The sequence below is a fragment of the Burkholderia sp. Bp8994 genome (genome assembly GCF_003853805.1).
Classification (GTDB): domain Bacteria; phylum Pseudomonadota; class Gammaproteobacteria; order Burkholderiales; family Burkholderiaceae; genus Burkholderia.
Genome location: NZ_QTQH01000005.1, coordinates 1 through 16356, shown reverse-complemented (window position 1 = coordinate 16356; position 16356 = coordinate 1). Strand labels below are relative to the sequence as shown.

16 protein-coding genes and 2 pseudogenes are annotated in these 16356 nt (G+C 68.2%); 10 read left to right on the top strand and 8 right to left on the bottom strand.

Annotated elements, in window-relative coordinates:
• Positions 1 to 74 precede the first annotated feature (74 nt).
• Together DIE04_RS06275 and DIE04_RS06270 are read right to left on the bottom strand one after the other, a co-directional pair.
• A pseudogene (locus DIE04_RS06275) lies at positions 75 to 328 on the bottom strand (class I SAM-dependent methyltransferase family protein); the annotation flags it as partial.
• 287 nt (positions 329 to 615) lie between these two features.
• Positions 616 to 1221, bottom strand: a complete 606-nt coding sequence (locus DIE04_RS06270; RefSeq protein WP_124489496.1) for a CDP-alcohol phosphatidyltransferase family protein — start codon at positions 1219 to 1221, stop codon at positions 616 to 618.
• On the opposite strand from DIE04_RS06270, the gene DIE04_RS06265 reads away from it, so the two are divergent.
• From DIE04_RS06265 to DIE04_RS06250, 4 genes are all read left to right on the top strand, one after another.
• Positions 1206 to 1667 (top strand): hypothetical protein, encoded by a 462-nt coding sequence (locus DIE04_RS06265; RefSeq protein ID WP_260426331.1) that lies wholly within the window; start codon positions 1206 to 1208, stop codon positions 1665 to 1667. The genes DIE04_RS06270 and DIE04_RS06265 overlap by 16 nt on opposite strands.
• Complete coding sequence (locus DIE04_RS06260; protein ID WP_124489497.1) at positions 1664 to 2296, top strand: lysophospholipid acyltransferase family protein; 633 nt, start codon at positions 1664 to 1666, stop codon at positions 2294 to 2296. The genes DIE04_RS06265 and DIE04_RS06260 overlap by 4 nt, the downstream gene beginning before the upstream one ends.
• Positions 2297 to 2332: 36 nt before the next feature.
• Positions 2333 to 3262: a phosphatidate cytidylyltransferase gene (locus DIE04_RS06255; RefSeq protein WP_044848429.1), complete on the top strand. Its 930-nt coding sequence runs from the start codon at positions 2333 to 2335 to the stop codon at positions 3260 to 3262.
• Positions 3263 to 3394: 132 nt separating this feature from the next.
• Positions 3395 to 4216 carry a carbon-nitrogen hydrolase family protein gene (locus DIE04_RS06250; protein ID WP_124523905.1) on the top strand — a complete coding sequence of 274 codons (822 nt, stop codon included), beginning with the start codon at positions 3395 to 3397 and terminating at the stop codon, positions 4214 to 4216.
• A gap of 52 nt (positions 4217 to 4268) precedes the next feature.
• On the opposite strand, the gene DIE04_RS06245 is transcribed toward DIE04_RS06250, so the two are convergent.
• From DIE04_RS06245 to DIE04_RS06235, 3 genes are read right to left on the bottom strand one after another with little or no spacing between them, the layout of a single operon-like run.
• Positions 4269 to 4580, bottom strand: coding sequence for a hypothetical protein (locus DIE04_RS06245; protein WP_124489499.1), 312 nt, complete (start codon positions 4578 to 4580; stop codon positions 4269 to 4271).
• The gene (locus DIE04_RS06240; RefSeq protein ID WP_124523907.1) at positions 4580 to 5941 is read right to left on the bottom strand and encodes an acyclic terpene utilization AtuA family protein; all 1362 of its coding nucleotides are present in this window, start codon (positions 5939 to 5941) and stop codon (positions 4580 to 4582) included. The genes DIE04_RS06245 and DIE04_RS06240 overlap by 1 nt, the downstream gene beginning before the upstream one ends.
• 40 nt (positions 5942 to 5981) lie before the next feature.
• The gene (locus tag DIE04_RS06235; protein WP_124523909.1) at positions 5982 to 7280 is read right to left on the bottom strand and encodes a CitMHS family transporter; all 1299 of its coding nucleotides are present in this window, start codon (positions 7278 to 7280) and stop codon (positions 5982 to 5984) included.
• Between the two features lie 97 nt (positions 7281 to 7377).
• Here DIE04_RS06235 and DIE04_RS06230 point away from each other — a divergent pair, with 97 nt between their 5' ends.
• Entirely contained in the window at positions 7378 to 8274 is an 897-nt protein-coding gene (locus tag DIE04_RS06230) for a LysR family transcriptional regulator (RefSeq protein ID WP_124523911.1), read from the top strand.
• Positions 8275 to 8313: 39 nt separating this feature from the next.
• On the opposite strand, the gene DIE04_RS06225 is transcribed toward DIE04_RS06230, so the two are convergent.
• On the bottom strand, positions 8314 to 8898 hold the full coding sequence (locus DIE04_RS06225; RefSeq protein ID WP_124523913.1) for a flavin reductase family protein: 585 nt from the start codon (positions 8896 to 8898) through the stop codon (positions 8314 to 8316).
• A 452-nt stretch (positions 8899 to 9350) separates the two neighbouring features.
• Between DIE04_RS06225 and DIE04_RS06220 the strand changes: the two genes are divergently transcribed.
• Together DIE04_RS06220 and DIE04_RS06215 are read left to right on the top strand one after the other, a co-directional pair.
• Positions 9351 to 10511 (top strand): porin, encoded by a 1161-nt coding sequence (locus DIE04_RS06220; protein ID WP_124489503.1) that lies wholly within the window; start codon positions 9351 to 9353, stop codon positions 10509 to 10511.
• A gap of 422 nt (positions 10512 to 10933) precedes the next feature.
• Positions 10934 to 12181, top strand: coding sequence for a transglycosylase SLT domain-containing protein (locus DIE04_RS06215; RefSeq protein WP_124523915.1), 1248 nt, complete (start codon positions 10934 to 10936; stop codon positions 12179 to 12181).
• Positions 12182 to 12202: 21 nt separating this feature from the next.
• Here DIE04_RS06215 and DIE04_RS06210 read toward each other — a convergent pair whose 3' ends face one another.
• Positions 12203 to 12538 carry a hypothetical protein gene (locus DIE04_RS06210; protein ID WP_124489505.1) on the bottom strand — a complete coding sequence of 112 codons (336 nt, stop codon included), beginning with the start codon at positions 12536 to 12538 and terminating at the stop codon, positions 12203 to 12205.
• 295 nt (positions 12539 to 12833) lie between these two features.
• Complete coding sequence (locus DIE04_RS06205) at positions 12834 to 13580, bottom strand: MipA/OmpV family protein (protein ID WP_124523922.1); 747 nt, start codon at positions 13578 to 13580, stop codon at positions 12834 to 12836.
• A gap of 248 nt (positions 13581 to 13828) precedes the next feature.
• Here DIE04_RS06205 and DIE04_RS06200 point away from each other — a divergent pair, with 248 nt between their 5' ends.
• The 3 genes and pseudogenes from DIE04_RS06200 to DIE04_RS06190 form a co-directional block, all read left to right on the top strand.
• Positions 13829 to 14557: a response regulator gene (locus DIE04_RS06200; RefSeq protein ID WP_124523917.1), complete on the top strand. Its 729-nt coding sequence runs from the start codon at positions 13829 to 13831 to the stop codon at positions 14555 to 14557.
• The gene (locus DIE04_RS06195; RefSeq protein ID WP_124523919.1) at positions 14558 to 15898 is read left to right on the top strand and encodes an ATP-binding protein; all 1341 of its coding nucleotides are present in this window, start codon (positions 14558 to 14560) and stop codon (positions 15896 to 15898) included.
• 385 nt (positions 15899 to 16283) lie between these two features.
• A pseudogene (locus DIE04_RS06190) lies at positions 16284 to 16356 on the top strand (hydrolase); the annotation flags it as partial.

The following is a 16356-nucleotide window of genomic DNA, read 5'->3' as shown; positions in this document are numbered from 1 at the left end:
CGCGATCGCCGCCCCGACCACGATCCACTGCACGATCGCGACCAGCACGCCGGCCCGGCACAACCCGAGCGCGCTCATGACGCGTCGACCCGCTTCGCGAGGCCGACCGTGAAGATGCCCAGCTCGCGATCCGCTGGTCGAGCTTGCGACAGCCCGCGCGCGCGACGAGTTCGTCCATCCCGGCCTGCGAGCGGCGGCGCATCACCCAGGTCGCCTCGCCGCGATGATTGTTCAGCGCACGCGCGATGAATTCCAGCTGCGGATGCCACGGCTGTCCGGTGCAGACGAGATAGCCGCCGGGCGGCACCGCCTGTGCGAGCCCGCGCAGCTCGAACGCACGCAGCGGCGCGAGCGCCTGCGCGCGGTCACGCTCGCCGAGTCGACGAGGTGCGCGACGCGCGCCGAATGTTCGTGGCCTCGATGCAGCAGCACGATCGCGTCGCGGCAGCGCGGGCCCGTCGCGGGCCAGTGACGCTAGAACAGCGTGTCGCCGTCGTGCGTGACGAAGCCGGCCTCGCGGGCCATGCGTGCGCTCATGCGATCTCTCTCGTTTCGTTATTCGAATCATGCGGCGCCCCCCTCCGGCGCCGGTCCCGCCACGGCCGCCAGCCGCCGTCAGCCACCCGCTTCGGCGACGCCCGCCTGCACGCGCCGCACCGCCGTCACGATCGACAGCACGATCAGCACGCGCCACAGCCACGCGGCGACACCGCCGACCGGCAGGCCGAAGCCGATCCACAGCGCGAACGCGCCGAGCGCGAGCGCGCGGTCGCTCTTGCCGAACGGGCCGTCGTAGCGGCGCGTCGCACCGGCGAGCGGGCCGATCAGCCCCGCGCATTCGACGATGATCGCCGTGAGCGCGAACAGCCAGACATCTGCCGGCGCGAACGCGGGAATCGCGAGGAACGGCAGCACGAGCGCGACATCGGACACGATGTCGCCGAGCTCGTTCAGGTACGCGCCGAGCGTGCTCTTCTGCCCGTGCTCGCGGGCGAGCATGCCGTCGATCGCGTTGAGCGCCATCCGCACGAACAGCCAGATCGGAATCAGCAGGAACAGCACGCGGGCGAACACGCCGAGCCCCGCGAGCGCGCCGACGACGATCGAGCCGCCGGCCGCGAACAGCGTGACCTGGTTGGCCGTGACGCCGCGCTCGGCAAGCGAATCCGCGAACGGACGCAGACGGTTCTGGAATTTCGGTTTGAGTGCGTAAAGGCTCATCGTTTTATTGGTTCGGCACGTTCGGATACGTTCGTCGCCGCCATGCCCCGGGCGGCGCAACCGCCGGCGGCGGCTTTCGACAGGTGGTCGTAATCGTCGCCGAGCGGCCCCGACGCGTCAAGCCGCGCGCCGCGCCGGGCAATCTGGCGTTTTCGACGGAAACTCGCGATAATCCGCTGGCCCGTGAGCGCAGCAATTCACTCGAACTGTCGCCGGGCGCTCGTGCAACAGCCGATTATCACGCCGTCGAACGGCGCATTCGCCGCAACGCAACTCTGCCGGCGCATCGTCCGATGATCGCGGCCCTGCGACAGGCAGCCACGAATTTGAAAAAACTTGAACAATGGCCGTCCGGCGCGCATCCTGCCGCGCCGGCATTCCGGGATTCCGCCCGCCGCGCCCGCGCGGCCGCGCGGGCATGCACGCAGGAGGCGCGGCGCCGATGAACATCCTGAACATCTGGCAGCGCGATTTCCTGCTGTCGATCGTGCGGCTCGTCGCCGGCGCGTATCCGGTCTGGCATCAGGCGCCGCCTTCCCCGACGCAGAAGATCTACTTCTCGAACCACACGAGCCACATCGACACGCTCGCGATCCTCGCCGCGCTGCCGCGCGACGTGCGCGCGGTCGTGCGGCCCGTCGCCGCGCGCGATTACTGGGACAGCGGCGACCTGAAGCGCCACATCGCGCAGAAGCTGCTGAACGTCGTGCTGATCGACCGTCACCGCGAAAGCGGCGGCGACCCGTTGGACCCGGTGCGCGATGCGTTGCGGCAAGGCCACTCGATCATCATCTTCCCGGAAGGCACGCGCGGCGCGGACGTGTTGCCGCAGCCGTTCAAGAGCGGCCTGTTCCATCTCGCGACCGAGTTTCCGAACGTCGCGCTCGCGCCGGTCTATCTCGAGAACCTGCAGCGCATCATGCCGAAGGGCGCGATCTGGCCCGTGCCGCTGATCTGCAAGGTGCACTTCGGCGCGAACGACGCGCTCGGCGCCGGCGAAGACAAGCCGACCTTCCTCGCCCGCATGCGCGACGCGATCGTCGCGCTCGCGCCGCCGCAGCGGCCGGCCGGCTGAACGCGGCGCCCACCTCTCCCTTTTCCGGACCTCTTCATGCGAACTCTTTTCTGGGAACTGGTCGCGGGCGTCACCGGCGTGCTGGTGCTCGCGACCGTGATCGGTGCGATCCTCGGCGCGCGCAGCGGCGGCGCGAGCGCGACCATCGTCAACCTGAACCAGCGCATCCGCGCGTGGTGGGCGATGATCGCAATCATGGTCATCGCGATCAGCCTCGGCAACAACGTCACGTATCTGGTGTTCGCGCTGCTGTCGTACCTGACGCTGCGCGAGTTCATCACGCTCACGCCGACGACCGCGAGCGACCATACGACGCTCTTCATCGCGTTCTTCGTCGCGATTCCGGTGCAGTACCTGCTGCTCGGGATCAACTGGTACGGGATGTATTCGATCTTCGTTCCGGTACACCTGTTCTTCGCGATGTCGCTGGTGTCGGCGCTCACGCAGGACACGCGCGAATTCCTGAGCCGCAACGCGAAGATCAACTGGGCGCTGATGGTGTGCGTGTACGGGCTGAGCCACGCGCCGGCCGTGCTGATCCTCGACATTCCGCGCTACGCCGGGCAGAACGCGCTGCTGCTGTTCTTCTTCCTGTTCGTCGTGCAGATCAGCGACGTGCTGCAGTACGTGGTCGGCAAGCTGTGCGGGCGCCGCAAGATCGCGCCGCAGCTGTCGCCGTCGAAGACGGTCGAAGGCTTCGTCGGCGGCGGCCTGCTCGCGACGCTGTGCGGCGCATCGCTGTATCGCGTGACGCCGTTCAGCTTCGGCGCGGCGTTCGGGATCTCGCTCGCGATCGTGATCGCGGGCTTCGTCGGCGGCCTCGTGCTGTCGGCCGTGAAGCGCTCGCTCGGCACCAAGGACTGGGGTTCGATGATCGCGGGCCACGGCGGGATGCTCGATCGCGTCGACTCGGTCTGCTTCGCGGCGCCGGTGTTCTTCCACCTCGTGCGCTACCTGTACGTGTGATGCGCGGGCGGCGCGGCATCGCAAGCGCTAACGCGTCGGCGGGATGGGAAACCGGCGCGTTCGGCGCATACTGACGCTCCTCCCCACCCTTGCGCCGCATCGCGCGACGAGCCACTGCCACCGAACCCGCCCATGAAATTGAAACTCGACATCGTGCAGCTGGCCGGCCGCGACGGCGACACACCGTACAACCTGCGGCGCACGCTCGACGCCATCGCGAGCTGCGCGCCCGGCACCGACATCGTGATGTTTCCGGAAGCGCAGCTCACCGGTTTTCTCGATCCGTCGAATCTCGCGCGCGTGGCCGAGCCGCTCGACGGTCCGAGCATCGGCGCGGTGATCGCGGCCGCACGGGCGCGCAACGTCGCGGTGGTGGCCGGGCTGATCGAGAACGACGGCGGGCGCTTCTACAACACGACCGTGTTCGTCACGCCGGACGGCATCGCGCTGCGCTATCGCAAGACACATCTGTGGCTGAGCGAGCGCGACGTCGTGCTGCCCGGCGACCGCTACGCGAGCGTCGAATGGCGCGGCGCGCGGATCGGCCTCTTGATCTGCTACGACAGCGAATTTCCGGAAACCGGCCGCGCGCTTGCGGCGCTCGGCACGCAGCTGATCCTCGTGACCGACGGCAACATGGAGCCGTACCGTCAGGTGCATCGCACGTCGGTCTCGGCCCGCGCGATGGAAAACCAGGTGTTCGCGGTCGTCGCGAACCGCGTCGGCGCAGGTGCGCACGACGTCGTGTTCGCGGGCGGCAGCCTCGCGGCCGATCCGTTCGGAAACCTGATCTTCGAAGCCGGCAACGGCGAATCGCGCCACACGGTCGAACTCGATCTCGACCAGGTCGCCGCATCGCGCGCGGTCTACGACTATCGTGCGGATCAGCGCCTGCACATCGCGGGCGAACGCATCGAGCACGCGGACGGGCGTCGCGAGTGGTTGATTCCGTGAGCACGAACCTGGCGGCGAACGCGGCCGGTTGGCGATGCACGCCGCCACGTCGTCACTCAGGCTCCGGCACATCGATCGCCAGCAACACCGAGCTGACCGACTTGCCGTGCGCATCGAGCGCGAGCGAACGCGTGACGCCGCCGCCGAGCGCGTCGCGCAGCACGAAGTTGAACGCGGCAAGCGCCGGCAGCTCGTAGCGCACGACGTCGCCGTGCACGATGCCCGCGAGCCATCCCTTCACCGCGGCCGCATCGAGATGCGCGCGCAGGTGTTCGTAGTGACGCGGATCGCGGCAGATGACCGATACGTTCAGCGTATTGCCCTTGTCGCCGGTGCGCGCATGCGCCAGTTCACGCAATTGCATCATGCCTCCACGAAAGAAAACGACGGCGTCACGGCCGTGCGCGGCAGCAGCACCGACTGCACGGCGATCACCTCGCGCGTCGACTTGAACGCACCGCCGCCGCCGGCCGGCCCGTTCGTATAGAGCGTCTCGACTTCGTTGCCGATCCGCGCGGCCTCGGCGGCACTCGCCGCACGGCCGGCCACCCGCACGCGGACTTCGGCCGGCTCGCCGCGCACGGCGGGCGTCGCGTCGCCGTACAGCGCATCCACGCCGATCAAATCGAAACGCAGTTCGGTCGCGGCCACGCCCGTCAGCGCGAGCCGCTCGCGGACGATGTCGAGCGCGAGCCGCGCGCGTTCCAGCGCGCCCGGCCCGCCGTACGAGATCTGCCCTTCGCCGATATGGCCGTCGACATACGCGACCGACACCTTGAGCGTCCCGGTGCGTGCGCTGCCGCGCCCGCCCGTCACGCGCACGCGGTCCGGCGCCTCCTCCGCCACCGCCACGCGCGTGAAATCCGCGACGACGTCGGGCTGCAGGTAGCGCGCCGGATCGTGAATCTCGTACAGCAGCTGTTCCTTGCAGGTCGCCGCGCTCACGCGGCCGCCCGCGTGCGGCACCTTGGTGATCACGACCGAGCCGTCGGCCGCGACCTCGCCGATCGGGAAGCCGAGCCGCGCGAGGTTCGGCACATCCTTGTAGCCGGGGTCGGCGAAATAGCCGCCCGTCACCTGCCCCGCGCATTCGAGCAGATGGCCGACGACCGTCGCGGCCCCGAGCGTGTCCCAGTCGTCCATCCGCCAGCCGAACGCGTGGATCAGCGGCGCGGCGAACAGCGACGGATCGGCGACGCGCCCGGTCAGCACGACGTCCGCGCCGGCCGCGAGCGCATCGACGATCGGCGCGGCGCCGAGATACGCGTTCGCGGACACGATGCGGTCGCGATACGCGGCGACTTCGTCGCCCGACTCCTCGAAGCGGAACGCGCCGCGCAGCACGACGTCGAGCACGTCGTCGCCTTCGACCGCCGCGACCTTCAGCCCCGCGAGGCCGAGCGACTGCGCGATCCGCGCGGTGCGCCGCGCGGCCGCGCGCGGGTTCGCCGCGCCCATGTTCGACACGATCCGCACGCGCTTGTCCGCCGCCACCGGCAGCACGGCATGCATGCGCGCGTCGAGCAGCGGATCGTAGCCGAGCGCCGGATCCTTGCGCCGCGCCTGCTGCGCGAGCGCGATCGTGCGCTCGGCCAGGCACTCGAAGACGAGATAGTCGAGCTGCCCGTGTTCGGCCAGCTCGACCGCGGGCTCGATCCGGTCGCCCGAGTAGCCGGCGCCCGCGCCGATGCGCACGCGCCGTTCGTGTGATGGCTTTGCTGTCATGTCGGTACCGTGATCCGGCGCTCGCGCGCCGGGAAAAAAATCAAAAGACGCCCATCACGACGCACGCGATCGTCATCACGATCGAGGCGCCGAACAGCAGCGGGAACGTGAACTTCTGGTGCTCGGCCAGCTCGATGCCGCACAGGCCGACGACGAGGAACGTCGCGGGCGTCAGCGGGCTGACCGGAAACCCGGTCGTCATCTGGCCGAGCAGCGCGGCCTGCCCCACGTGCACGGCCGGCACGCCGAGCTGGCCGGCCACTTCGGCGATCACCGGCAGCACGCCGAAGTAGAACGAATCGGGATCGAACAGCATGCTGAGCGGCATCGACGCCAGGCCGAGCGCGACCGGAATGTGGCCGGCCATCGACGGCGGCACGAAGCCGACCGCCGCCTGCGCCATCGCCTTCAGCATCCCGCTGCCCTGCATGATCCCGGTGAACACGCCGGCCGCGAGCAGGATGCCGGCCATCATCAGCGCCGCGCGCGCATGCGCGTCGATGCGCTTCCTCTGCATGTCGACGTCCGGGTAGTTCACCATCAGCGCGACACACAGCCCGACCATGAACATGATCGCCGGCGGGATCTTCTCGCCCATCACGACCATCGTGCCGAGCACGACGAGCGTCAGCAGCAGGTTGAACCAGAACAGGCGCGGCCGGCGCAGCGCCTGCTCGTCGGGCGTGAGCGCCCGGGTCGGCAGCGGAATCGACGCATCGTCGCGCGAGAGTCCGAGCCGCTTCTCCTCGCGCCGCCCAAGCCAGTACGCGACGCCGAACACGAACACGAGCCCGATCGCCTGCACCGGAATCAGCGGATTGAACAGCGCCGACACCGGCAGGTGCAGCGAGGCCGACGCACGGATCATCGGCCCCGTCCACGGCAGGAAGTTGATCCCCGCGGCCATCGACACGGCCGCGGCCAGGACGCGCCGGTCCATCTTCAGGCGGTCGTAAAGCGGCAGCACCGCGGGAATCGTCACGAGAAAGCACACGGCGCCCGAGCCGTCGAGGTGGATCAGCAGCGCGAGCAGCGTCGTGCCCATCACGATCCGCGTGGGCCGCGTGCCGACCGCGCGCAGGATGCGGTCGATGATCGGGTCGAGCGTGCCGGCGTCGGTGATCGTCCCGAAATAGAGGATCGCGAACACGAACATCCCGACCACGGGCGCGAGGCCCTTCAGCCCGTCGATCACGAACTTGCTGGTATGCAGCCCGAAGCCGCCGATCAGCGACGCCGCGATCGGCACGATGATCAGCGCGACGAGCGGCGACATGCGTTTCGACAGAATTGCGGCCAGCAGCACGACGATCGTGCCCAGCCCGAGTAACGGCAGCATCGGTGTCTCCTACCTTGTCTTTTGTTGGAGACGAGCGTAAGGTCGGCGCAGCGATAGCACAATTGAAATGATTTGATTGCAGCAATCACGAACCGTTATGGATCTAAACCTTCGCGACATTCGCGCGTTCGTCACCGTCGCGCAGGCCGGCAACTTCACGCGCGCCGCCGCGCGGCTGCACCTGTCGCAGCCGGCGCTGACCGTGCAGATCCGCCGGCTCGAGGAGATCGTCGGCGCGCGGCTGTTCGACCGCAACAGCCGCAGCGTCGCGCTCACGCAGACCGGGCGCGAACTGCTGCCGCTGCTGCAGCGCTCGCTCGACGACATGGAGCGCGTGCTGCGCGATGCGCGGGCGCTCGGCGAAGGCGCGAGCGGCACGGTGCGGCTCGCATGCCTGCCGACGTTTGCATCCAGCCTGCTGCCGGAGCTGATCCAGTCGTTCCGGCGCGACGTGCCGCGCGCGGGCTTCGACATTCGCGACGGCGTCGCGAGTCTCGTCACCGCGCTGGTGCGCAACGAGGAAGCCGATCTCGGGCTGACCGGCGGCGACGCGTTCGACGCGTCGCTGGACGTGCTGTACGCGGGCGCCGACCGGCTCGTCGCCGTGTGCCCGAAGGATCATCCGCTCACGCGCAAGCGGCGCGTGCGCACCGCCGACGTCGCCGCCGTGCCGCTCGTGCTGACCGCACAGGGCACGAGCGTGCGCAGCGTCGTCGATGCCGCGCTGGAAGCGGCCGGCTGCACGCCCGACATCGCGTGCGAACCGACCTACATGATGACGGCCGTCGCGATGGTGCGCGGCGGCCTCGGCGTGACGATCCTGCCGGCCGCCGCGCGCGAGGTGCGCGCCGAGCCCGACCTCGTCGCGAAACCGATCGACGACCCGGCGTTCGTGCGGCCGATCGCGCTCGTCGCGAAACGCGGGCGCACGCTGTCGCGCGTCGCGCAGGCGTTCGCCGACGTGATGCTGGCGGAATTGAACAAGCGCGCGTGAACCGCGCGCCCGAATCGCGAACGAAAGCCCGCTTTCTGCCTACTGCGCGTCCGGATCGACGTGCAGCGATTCGCCGATCGCATAGAAGTTGCCGCCCGCGATGTAGTGCAGGCTGCGCAGCGCCGGATCGGCCGATTCGAAATACCAGTGACCGTCGCGGAACACGCGCGTGTCGGACCATGCACCGACCACCTCGCCGATGAACAGGTCGTAGGCCTGCTGGTTGTGCGGCTCGGGTATCAGCCTGCACGCGAGCCAGCCCGAGCAGCCGGCGACGAACGGCAGGTCATGGCCGGCGACGTCGAACAGCGTGACGCCCGCCTCGCGCAGCTTGTCCGGCCGCTCGGCGAGACTGTGACTGCCGACCGCATGCGTGAGCTGGAGCTGCGCGGCCGTCGGCACCTGGATCACGAAGGTGCCGCTGCGCTCGACCAGCTCGCGCGTCTTCGCGGACTTGTCGAGCACGACCGTCAGCTTCGGCGGCAGGAAATCGAGTGCGCAGGCCCACGCGGCGGCCATCACGTTGTCGACGCCGTCGTGACGGGCCGACACGAGCACGGTCGGGCCGTGGTTGAGAAGACGGTAGGCTTTCTTCAGCTCCACCGGAGCGATGTGACTGTCCATGCGGGCTCCCTGGTGAGCGGCACGACGCGTGCCGGCCGAGGCCAGCATTCTCGCACTCCGTGCCGATCGCCGCTGACGGCGCGCGCGGGCGCGCTGCGTCACACCCAAATCGCTCGCGCGGTGCGCGCAATAACACACTCGGCCCGCATCACGCGATTCGATTCGTTAAATAATCAATTGATGAATCGACGACCAATGCATCGTCGTCGAAATTCGACTGGAAATCGTGCGGAATTATCACGATTCCGGCAATACGCCGGTCGCGCCATCTCGAAATTCAAATCGATTGATACACGATTCTCAATAATGTGAATCTCTCAATGGACCTTGCCGCAGCATGCATCTGTCGGCTTTATGTCACATCGGAGAATTTCGTTTTTGCCGTTCGTCGGCGGCTCGGTAGTCTCCTGCCATTCCGGTTCAAGAAAACAGGCCAATCGCAAGGAGATGAAATGAAACGCACGACCCTCTCGCTGATTTCGCTCGCGTCGTTCGCGGCGATGCCCGCCGCGCATGCGCAGTCGAGCGTCACGCTGTATGGCGTAATCGACACGTCGATCACGTACGTGAATCACGCGCAGGGCAAGGACAACGCGTGGATGCTCGGCAACAGCAGCGCTGGCAATCTCTCCGGCAGCCGCTGGGGCGTGAAAGGCAGCGAGGATCTCGGTGGCGGGCTGAAGGCGCTGTTCCAGCTCGAGAACGGCTTCGACCCGAGCAGCGGCCGGCAGGGCCAGGGCGGCCGCCTGTTCGGCCGGCAGGCGTTCGTCGGGCTGTCGAGCGACCGCTACGGCACGCTCACGTTCGGCCGCCAGTACGACCCGCTCATCGACCTCGTGCAGGGCATCACCGCCGACAACTATCTCGGCAGCGTGTTCGCGACGCCGGGCGACGTCGACAACTACGACAACAGCTTCCGCGTCGACAACGCGGTGAAGTACACGTCGGCCGTGTATTCGGGCCTGCAGTTCTCGGCGATGTACTCGTTCGGCGGCATCGCCGGCAGCACCGGCGCCGCGCAGTCGTATTCGGCCGCCGTGTCGTACAACAACGGGCCGTTCAGCGTCGCGGGCGGGTACTTCCACGCGACCAACAGCCCCGCGTCGAACGGGCTGCGCAACGGCTGGACCAGCTCGTCGGACGGCACCTTCGACGGCCCGATCAACACCGGCTATGCGAGCGCGCATTCGATCGGCATCGCCCGCATCGCGGGCCAGTATGTGGCCGGCCCGTTCACGTTCGGCCTCGGCTACAGCAATGCGCAATACCGCCGCGACGCGAGCTCGGTGTTCAACTCGAACGAGCACTACAACACGGGGCAAGGCTTCGTGAACTACCAGGCGACCAATGCGCTACTCGTCGGGCTCGGCTACAGCTACACGCGCTCGGGCGGCGATACGTCGGCGACTTATCACCAGGTGTCGGCCGGCGCGGACTATACGCTGTCGAAGCGCACCGACGTGTACCTCACCGCCGCGTACCAGCACGCGAGCGGCCAAACCGGCGACGGCAACGGCGGGTCGATGGCCGCGCAGGCGTCGATCGGTTCGTACGGCTATGCGGGCACGAGCTCGCAGACGATGGTCAACCTCGGCCTGCGTCACCGCTTCTGATCGACGACGGCCGGCTGCGTGAGGCATCGCGCGGCCGGCCGGTCGGAACCGGATTTCGGGAGCCGGGGATGCATCGACACGGCGGCTGCGGCCGCCGTCGCCGTTTCCACGCCCCGCGCACCGGTGGCCGCGCCTTTTATCGTCCGTTTCGCTGCACCATTCATTGCCGCATTCGCCGCGCAACTGACGCGTGGCGTCAGTATTCCGATAGCGGCCGCACGCTGGCATGCGCACGATAATCGGCCCTTTTTACCGATTCCATCCTGTCGCACGGAGATACCGGCGCCCGCGAAAATCCGCGACAAATCCGCCGGCAAATGCAAAGGAAAGTTTGACGCGAGCCATTTGCCTGCGCGCTATGGCACACTTCGCGTCTGCGTAATTTCCTTGCACCGGGCGGCCGGATTCCGCCCCATCCTGCCATGCCGCGTCAGACTGCCCGTTCGATCAGCCAAGCCACGCCGAAGATCGCCGCGACGATCGTGTTGTCGTGCGCGCTGCACGGGTTCGCGCGGGCCGACTGCCTCGACGACGCGGCCACGTTCCAGAAAGTGAGCGTGAGCCTGTTGCGCGGCATCGCGCAGGTCGAATCGGGGATGAATCCGAACGCCGTCAACACCAACACGAACGGCACCGTCGACATCGGCCTGATGCAGATCAACAGCACCTGGCTGCCGACGCTCGCGCGCGAAGGCATCACGCGGGAAAGCCTGTTCGATGCGTGCACCAACGCGTACGTCGGCGCGTGGATCCTGTCGCAGAACATCCGCCAGCTCGGCGCCAACTGGAACGCGATCGGCGCGTACAACGCCGCGTCGCCCGACAAGCGCCTCGCGTATGCGCGCAAGGTCTATGATGCAATCCGGACCATGCCGGATTCGCCGGATACTCCCATGCCCATCCTTCCGCCCTCCTTCACGCCGCCGCAACAGGTCCAGGCGTACAACCCGTTCGCCAGCCTGAGCGTGTCGGCACCGCCGGTCGCACGGCCCCGCACGCTCGCGCCTGCCGCGCCGCCGCCGCAACCGCAAGGCGGGCCGGCCGGGCCGGCCGGCACGTACAACTTCGGCTGGACCGTCACGGGCGCCGACCAGGCCAAGCCGACCCAGGTGTTCGACGACGGCGCGCGGATCTACGTGCAGTTCAGCGACATGAAACACGTGCCGGCGATCTTCACCGAGACGTCGTCGGGCCGCGTGCTGATGTCGTGGGAGCTGCAGTTCCCGTATGCCGTTCTGACGCGTCCCGCGCAAACGTTAATCTTCCAGCTCGGGCCGTTCGAGGCGCGCGCGCAGCGCGGCGCGACGGGGACGACCGCTCAGGCGGGCGCGGCACCCGCAGCGGGCACGCAGCGTTCGGGGGCGACGGCCGCCACGGCAGCGACGGCGACGGCAGCGCCCGCATCCAGACACACCGCCGATGCAGCGGCCAAGCGCACCGCATCGGCCGATGCGCTTTGGTATATCGACACGGCGTCCACGTCGGGTTCGGCAGCAACCTCGAGTCAGGCCAATACGTCGACGGCATCGACCGCGTCGAACACGCCTGCGACGTGGCCCACCGCAGTGACGTCGAACACGCCGCCGCCGGTTGCGACACCTCAGGCGCCCGCCGCGACGAAGCCGGGCGCACGCGTCAGCACCGACGCGCTCTGGTACATCTCGAAGTAACGCTCGGGCCGGCCCGATCCCTCACCCGCGCCGCACCCAGATCACCTTGCCGTCGCGAATGCCGAGGTCGCGGCGCTCCTCGCGATAGTCCATCGTGCCCGGCAACGACCGGCCGTCGCGCTCGAGCACGCGCCACAGGCAGCCGTCGAGCAACGCGGCCGCATCGGCCTCGGTCTTGCCGATCAGCGCGTCGTCCGGGGTGGCGTCCGCCTTGCACGCGTTCACGGCGCCCGACGGCGCGGGGTTCGTCACCGCGCCGCCGGCGGTGGCGTTGGGGTGCTTCGTGTTCATGTCCGCACATCCCGCAAAGGTTGCGCTCGCAACGAGTGCCGCGAGCATCGCGATCGTGTTCTTCATCGGTTTCTCCGTGTCGCGGCCCGGCGCGGCAGGTGCGGGATGCGCGCACGCACCGGGCGTTGGATCCATGATGGGTTCTGCGCGCCACCGGCCGGCAAGGCACCGTATTGCGCGATCCGTTCGAGTCGAATCGGCTCCGCGCAGTCGCCTCGACAGCCTGACACCGAAGCCGAAGCCGAAGCCGAAGCCGAAGCCGAAGCCGAAGCCGAAGCCGAAGCCGCCTTCATGTTACCGCACCGATCCGCGGCGAAGTCGTGCTCCCCGGACGGGGCGCAGGCGAATCAGGCCGGCCGCGTCAGAACTTGTACGTCACGCCGGCCATGCCGAAGTAGTTGCTGCGCGTCTGGACGATCGGGCTGTCGCCATAGCGTCCGAGCAGCCGCGTGAAGCCGCTGGTCGCATGCACCGACCAGTGCCGCGACACGCCCCAGTTCCATGCGAGCGACAGCGTTGCGCTGTCGACCCCGCCGCTCGTCGAATACGGCCTGAAGCCGCTCGCCGCCGACTGCGCATCGGTCACGCCGTAAAACGTCTGCATGTAGCGCCCCGTGCCGGCATGCACGCTGCCGGTCACGACGATATCGTGGCGGCCGGCCTTGAATACCGGCACCGCGAGATCGACGTGGCCGGACAAGCCGCGCGACGTATGCGTGACCGGCGCATCGATGGCGACGCTCAGTTCGCCGCCATCGAGCAGTTGCACGCCCGCACGCATGCCGACGAGCACCGAACCGGGGATCCGGCCCATCCCCTTCAGGTGATCCGAACCCGCCAGGTCGAAACGGTTTTCGTCGGAACGGCCACCGGCATAGCCGAGCGCCGCCGACACGAATGCCCCGTGCGGCAGGTTCAGACGGTAGCCGGCGCCGGCTGCCGTGTCGATGAAGAACCCGTTGCCGAACATCGCGGAGAACGACGGCGCGACGACGGCGCGATACTGGTTGCTGCCCTGGTAGCGCGGAGCGAACCCGCCGCCGAGCGATATCGCGTACTGGTTTTCGGCGTGGGCGACAGCGGCAAGGGTCAGGCCGGCAAGCGGCATGCAATAGCGCAACGAGCGCAGCGAACGGAAGGATGGACTCACGATGTCGAGACAAGAGTGACGGAGCCCGAAGTCTAGGTACGACGGCGCGGCAGCACTGTCCTGAATCTGCGGAAAATGTGTGCTCAATTGTGATCGTTTGTTCCCGATTGTCGTATCGCGGCCCCGGCGGTCGCCACGCCGGATAGAATTCGCCGGCCGCGCATTCATCGGCATGGAGAGGCTGAACGCGCGGATCCGAGGAGAACATGAACGACAATCCGCTCAAATACCGTGTGCTGCTGATCGAGGACGACGACCGCCTCGCCCAGCTCGTGCGCGAATATCTCGACAACTATGAATTCGCGGTGACGGTCATACGGCGCGGCGATCTCGCGGTCGCCGCGGTGCGCGAGCATCAGCCCGCGCTCGTGATACTCGACCTGATGCTGCCGAACCTCGACGGGATGGAAGTCTGCCGGCGCATTCGCGCGTTCACCAACGTGCCCGTGCTGATCCTCACCGCGCGCGCCGACGTGTACGACCAGGTCGCGGGCCTCGAAACCGGTGCCGACGATTACGTGACCAAGCCGATCGAGCCGCGCGTGCTCGTCGCGCGCGCCCGTGCGCTGCTGCGCCGCGCGCAGCCTGCCGCGTCCGAACCGGCGGCCGACACGCAGCCGCATGCCCTCGTGTTCGGCGAGCTGACGATCTCGCCGCCGAACCGCACGGTCACGTGGCGCGGGGAACTTGTCGACCTGAAGACCACCGAGTTCAACCTGTTGCTGATTCTCGCGCGAGCGGCAGGCACCGTGCTGAGCCGCGACGACATCCTGAAGCAGTTGCGCGGCATCGAATTCGACGGGCTCGACCGCTCGGTCGACTCGGGCATCTCGAAGCTGCGCCGGCGCTTCGAGGACGCTTCGTCGGAGCCGCAACGGATCAAGACGATCTGGGGCCGCGGCTACCTGTTCAGCCCTTCCGCGTGGGACGACTAAATGCTGCGCCCGTTGATCAAGCTGTACCTCATCGTGATCCTGTGCTGTGCCGCCTCGATCGTATTCATTCAATGGTCGTTCAACAGGATTTTCTACGAGCGCGTGGCACAGGCGCAGCGCAACGCGCTGACCACTTACGCGTTCGTGCTGAACGACTACCTCGAACGCCATCCGGGCGGCAAGCGCAGCCTCGCGCTGCGTGAACTCGCGCAGCACGGCAACGAGCGATTCGGTTTCGTGACGATGGCCGACGCCCGTGCGCAACTGCGCGGCGCGCCGCTGCGCGATCTGGACGCCGGCCGGATCGCGATCAGTTACGACCGCAGGAACTACTACATGCCGCTCGCGGACGGCTCGGTCCTGCATGCCCGCCCGATCGCACCGGCCGACCTCGACATCCAGATCTACGCATACGGGATGACCGCACTCGCGGCACTGTTCGCCGTCGCGCTGTGGACCTCGTATCACTGGCGCGACCTGCGCAAGCTGCAGGCCGCCGCGCACGCGTTCGGCGCGGGCAACCTGTCGACGCGCGTGAAGCTGTCCGGGCGCTCGAACATCTACGCGCTGTCGCAGCAGTTCAACGACATGGCCGAGCGGATCGAGGCGTCGATCAAGCAGCAGCGCGAGATGATGCACGGCATCTCGCACGAGCTGAAGACGCCGCTCGCGCGCCTCGAATTCGGGCTCGCGCTGCTCGCCGAATCCGACGAAAGCGGCCGCATGCGCGAACGCCGCGACGAACTGCGGCGCGACGTGCGCGAACTCGACGAGCTGGTGACCGAGCTGCTGACGATCGGGCGGCTCGAACAAGGCGCAAGCGAACTCGCGCCGATGGACGTCGCCATCGATGCGCTGATCGACAGCGTGGCCGGCAACGTCGCGAACGACGTCGCCGACCGCGGCCTCACGCTCGGCGTGTCGACGACCGGCGCGCCCGCCACCCACGTGTGCGATCCGAAACTCGTCGCACGGGCGCTGCTGAACCTGATCCGCAACGGCGCACGTTATGCGTCGCGCACCGTGCTGCTGTCCGCGACGCACGACGCGTCCGGCGCGCTGGTGCTGAGCGTGGACGACGACGGTCCCGGCATCCCGGTCGCCGAACGCGCGCGCGTGTTCGAACCGTTCCAGCGGCTCGACTCGAGCCGCGACCGGCAGACCGGCGGGTTCGGGCTCGGGCTCGCGATCGTGCGACGCGTCGCGCTCGTGCACGGCGGCGACGTGCGGCTCGAGGATTCACCGCTCGGCGGCGCCCGCTTCGTGATTTCGTTGCCGCCGCGGGCATTGCCGGAATTCCTCGGCGACACGCCACCGCGCACGGAGCACTCTCGTATCTAAACACTCTCTCCTGGGGCCGGCCGCCGCGCCGCTCGATCGCTGCGTGCGCGGCAACCGTCGCCTTCACACCTGTCAGTGCTCCTGATCATGCCGCTCATGGTAGTGGCACGCCGCGCCCGGTCGCGCCCGCATGCCGTTCGATGAACGAGAACACTATGTTCTGTCCGCGCGCGCTACGCACCGCCGCGCGAATCGCATAAGCTGACGACACTCGCCGGCACCCGAATCCGGCGAATCGCCAGGCGCGCGCCGCGTCGAGGTCGCGCCGCACCGTCGCGCTTCGATCGTCGTGGCACCGCACCGCAGCAGAATCGCATCGCGTCCGCACGACGGGGCGGCGCGATCGTGATCCCCAGCCGCCCACCACCCTGATCTGGAGAGAACCATGGCAAGCGAACCGATTCGCGATCCCGCGAACGACCACCTGCTCACCCCGCAGAACGCGGCGTTCATCGTCA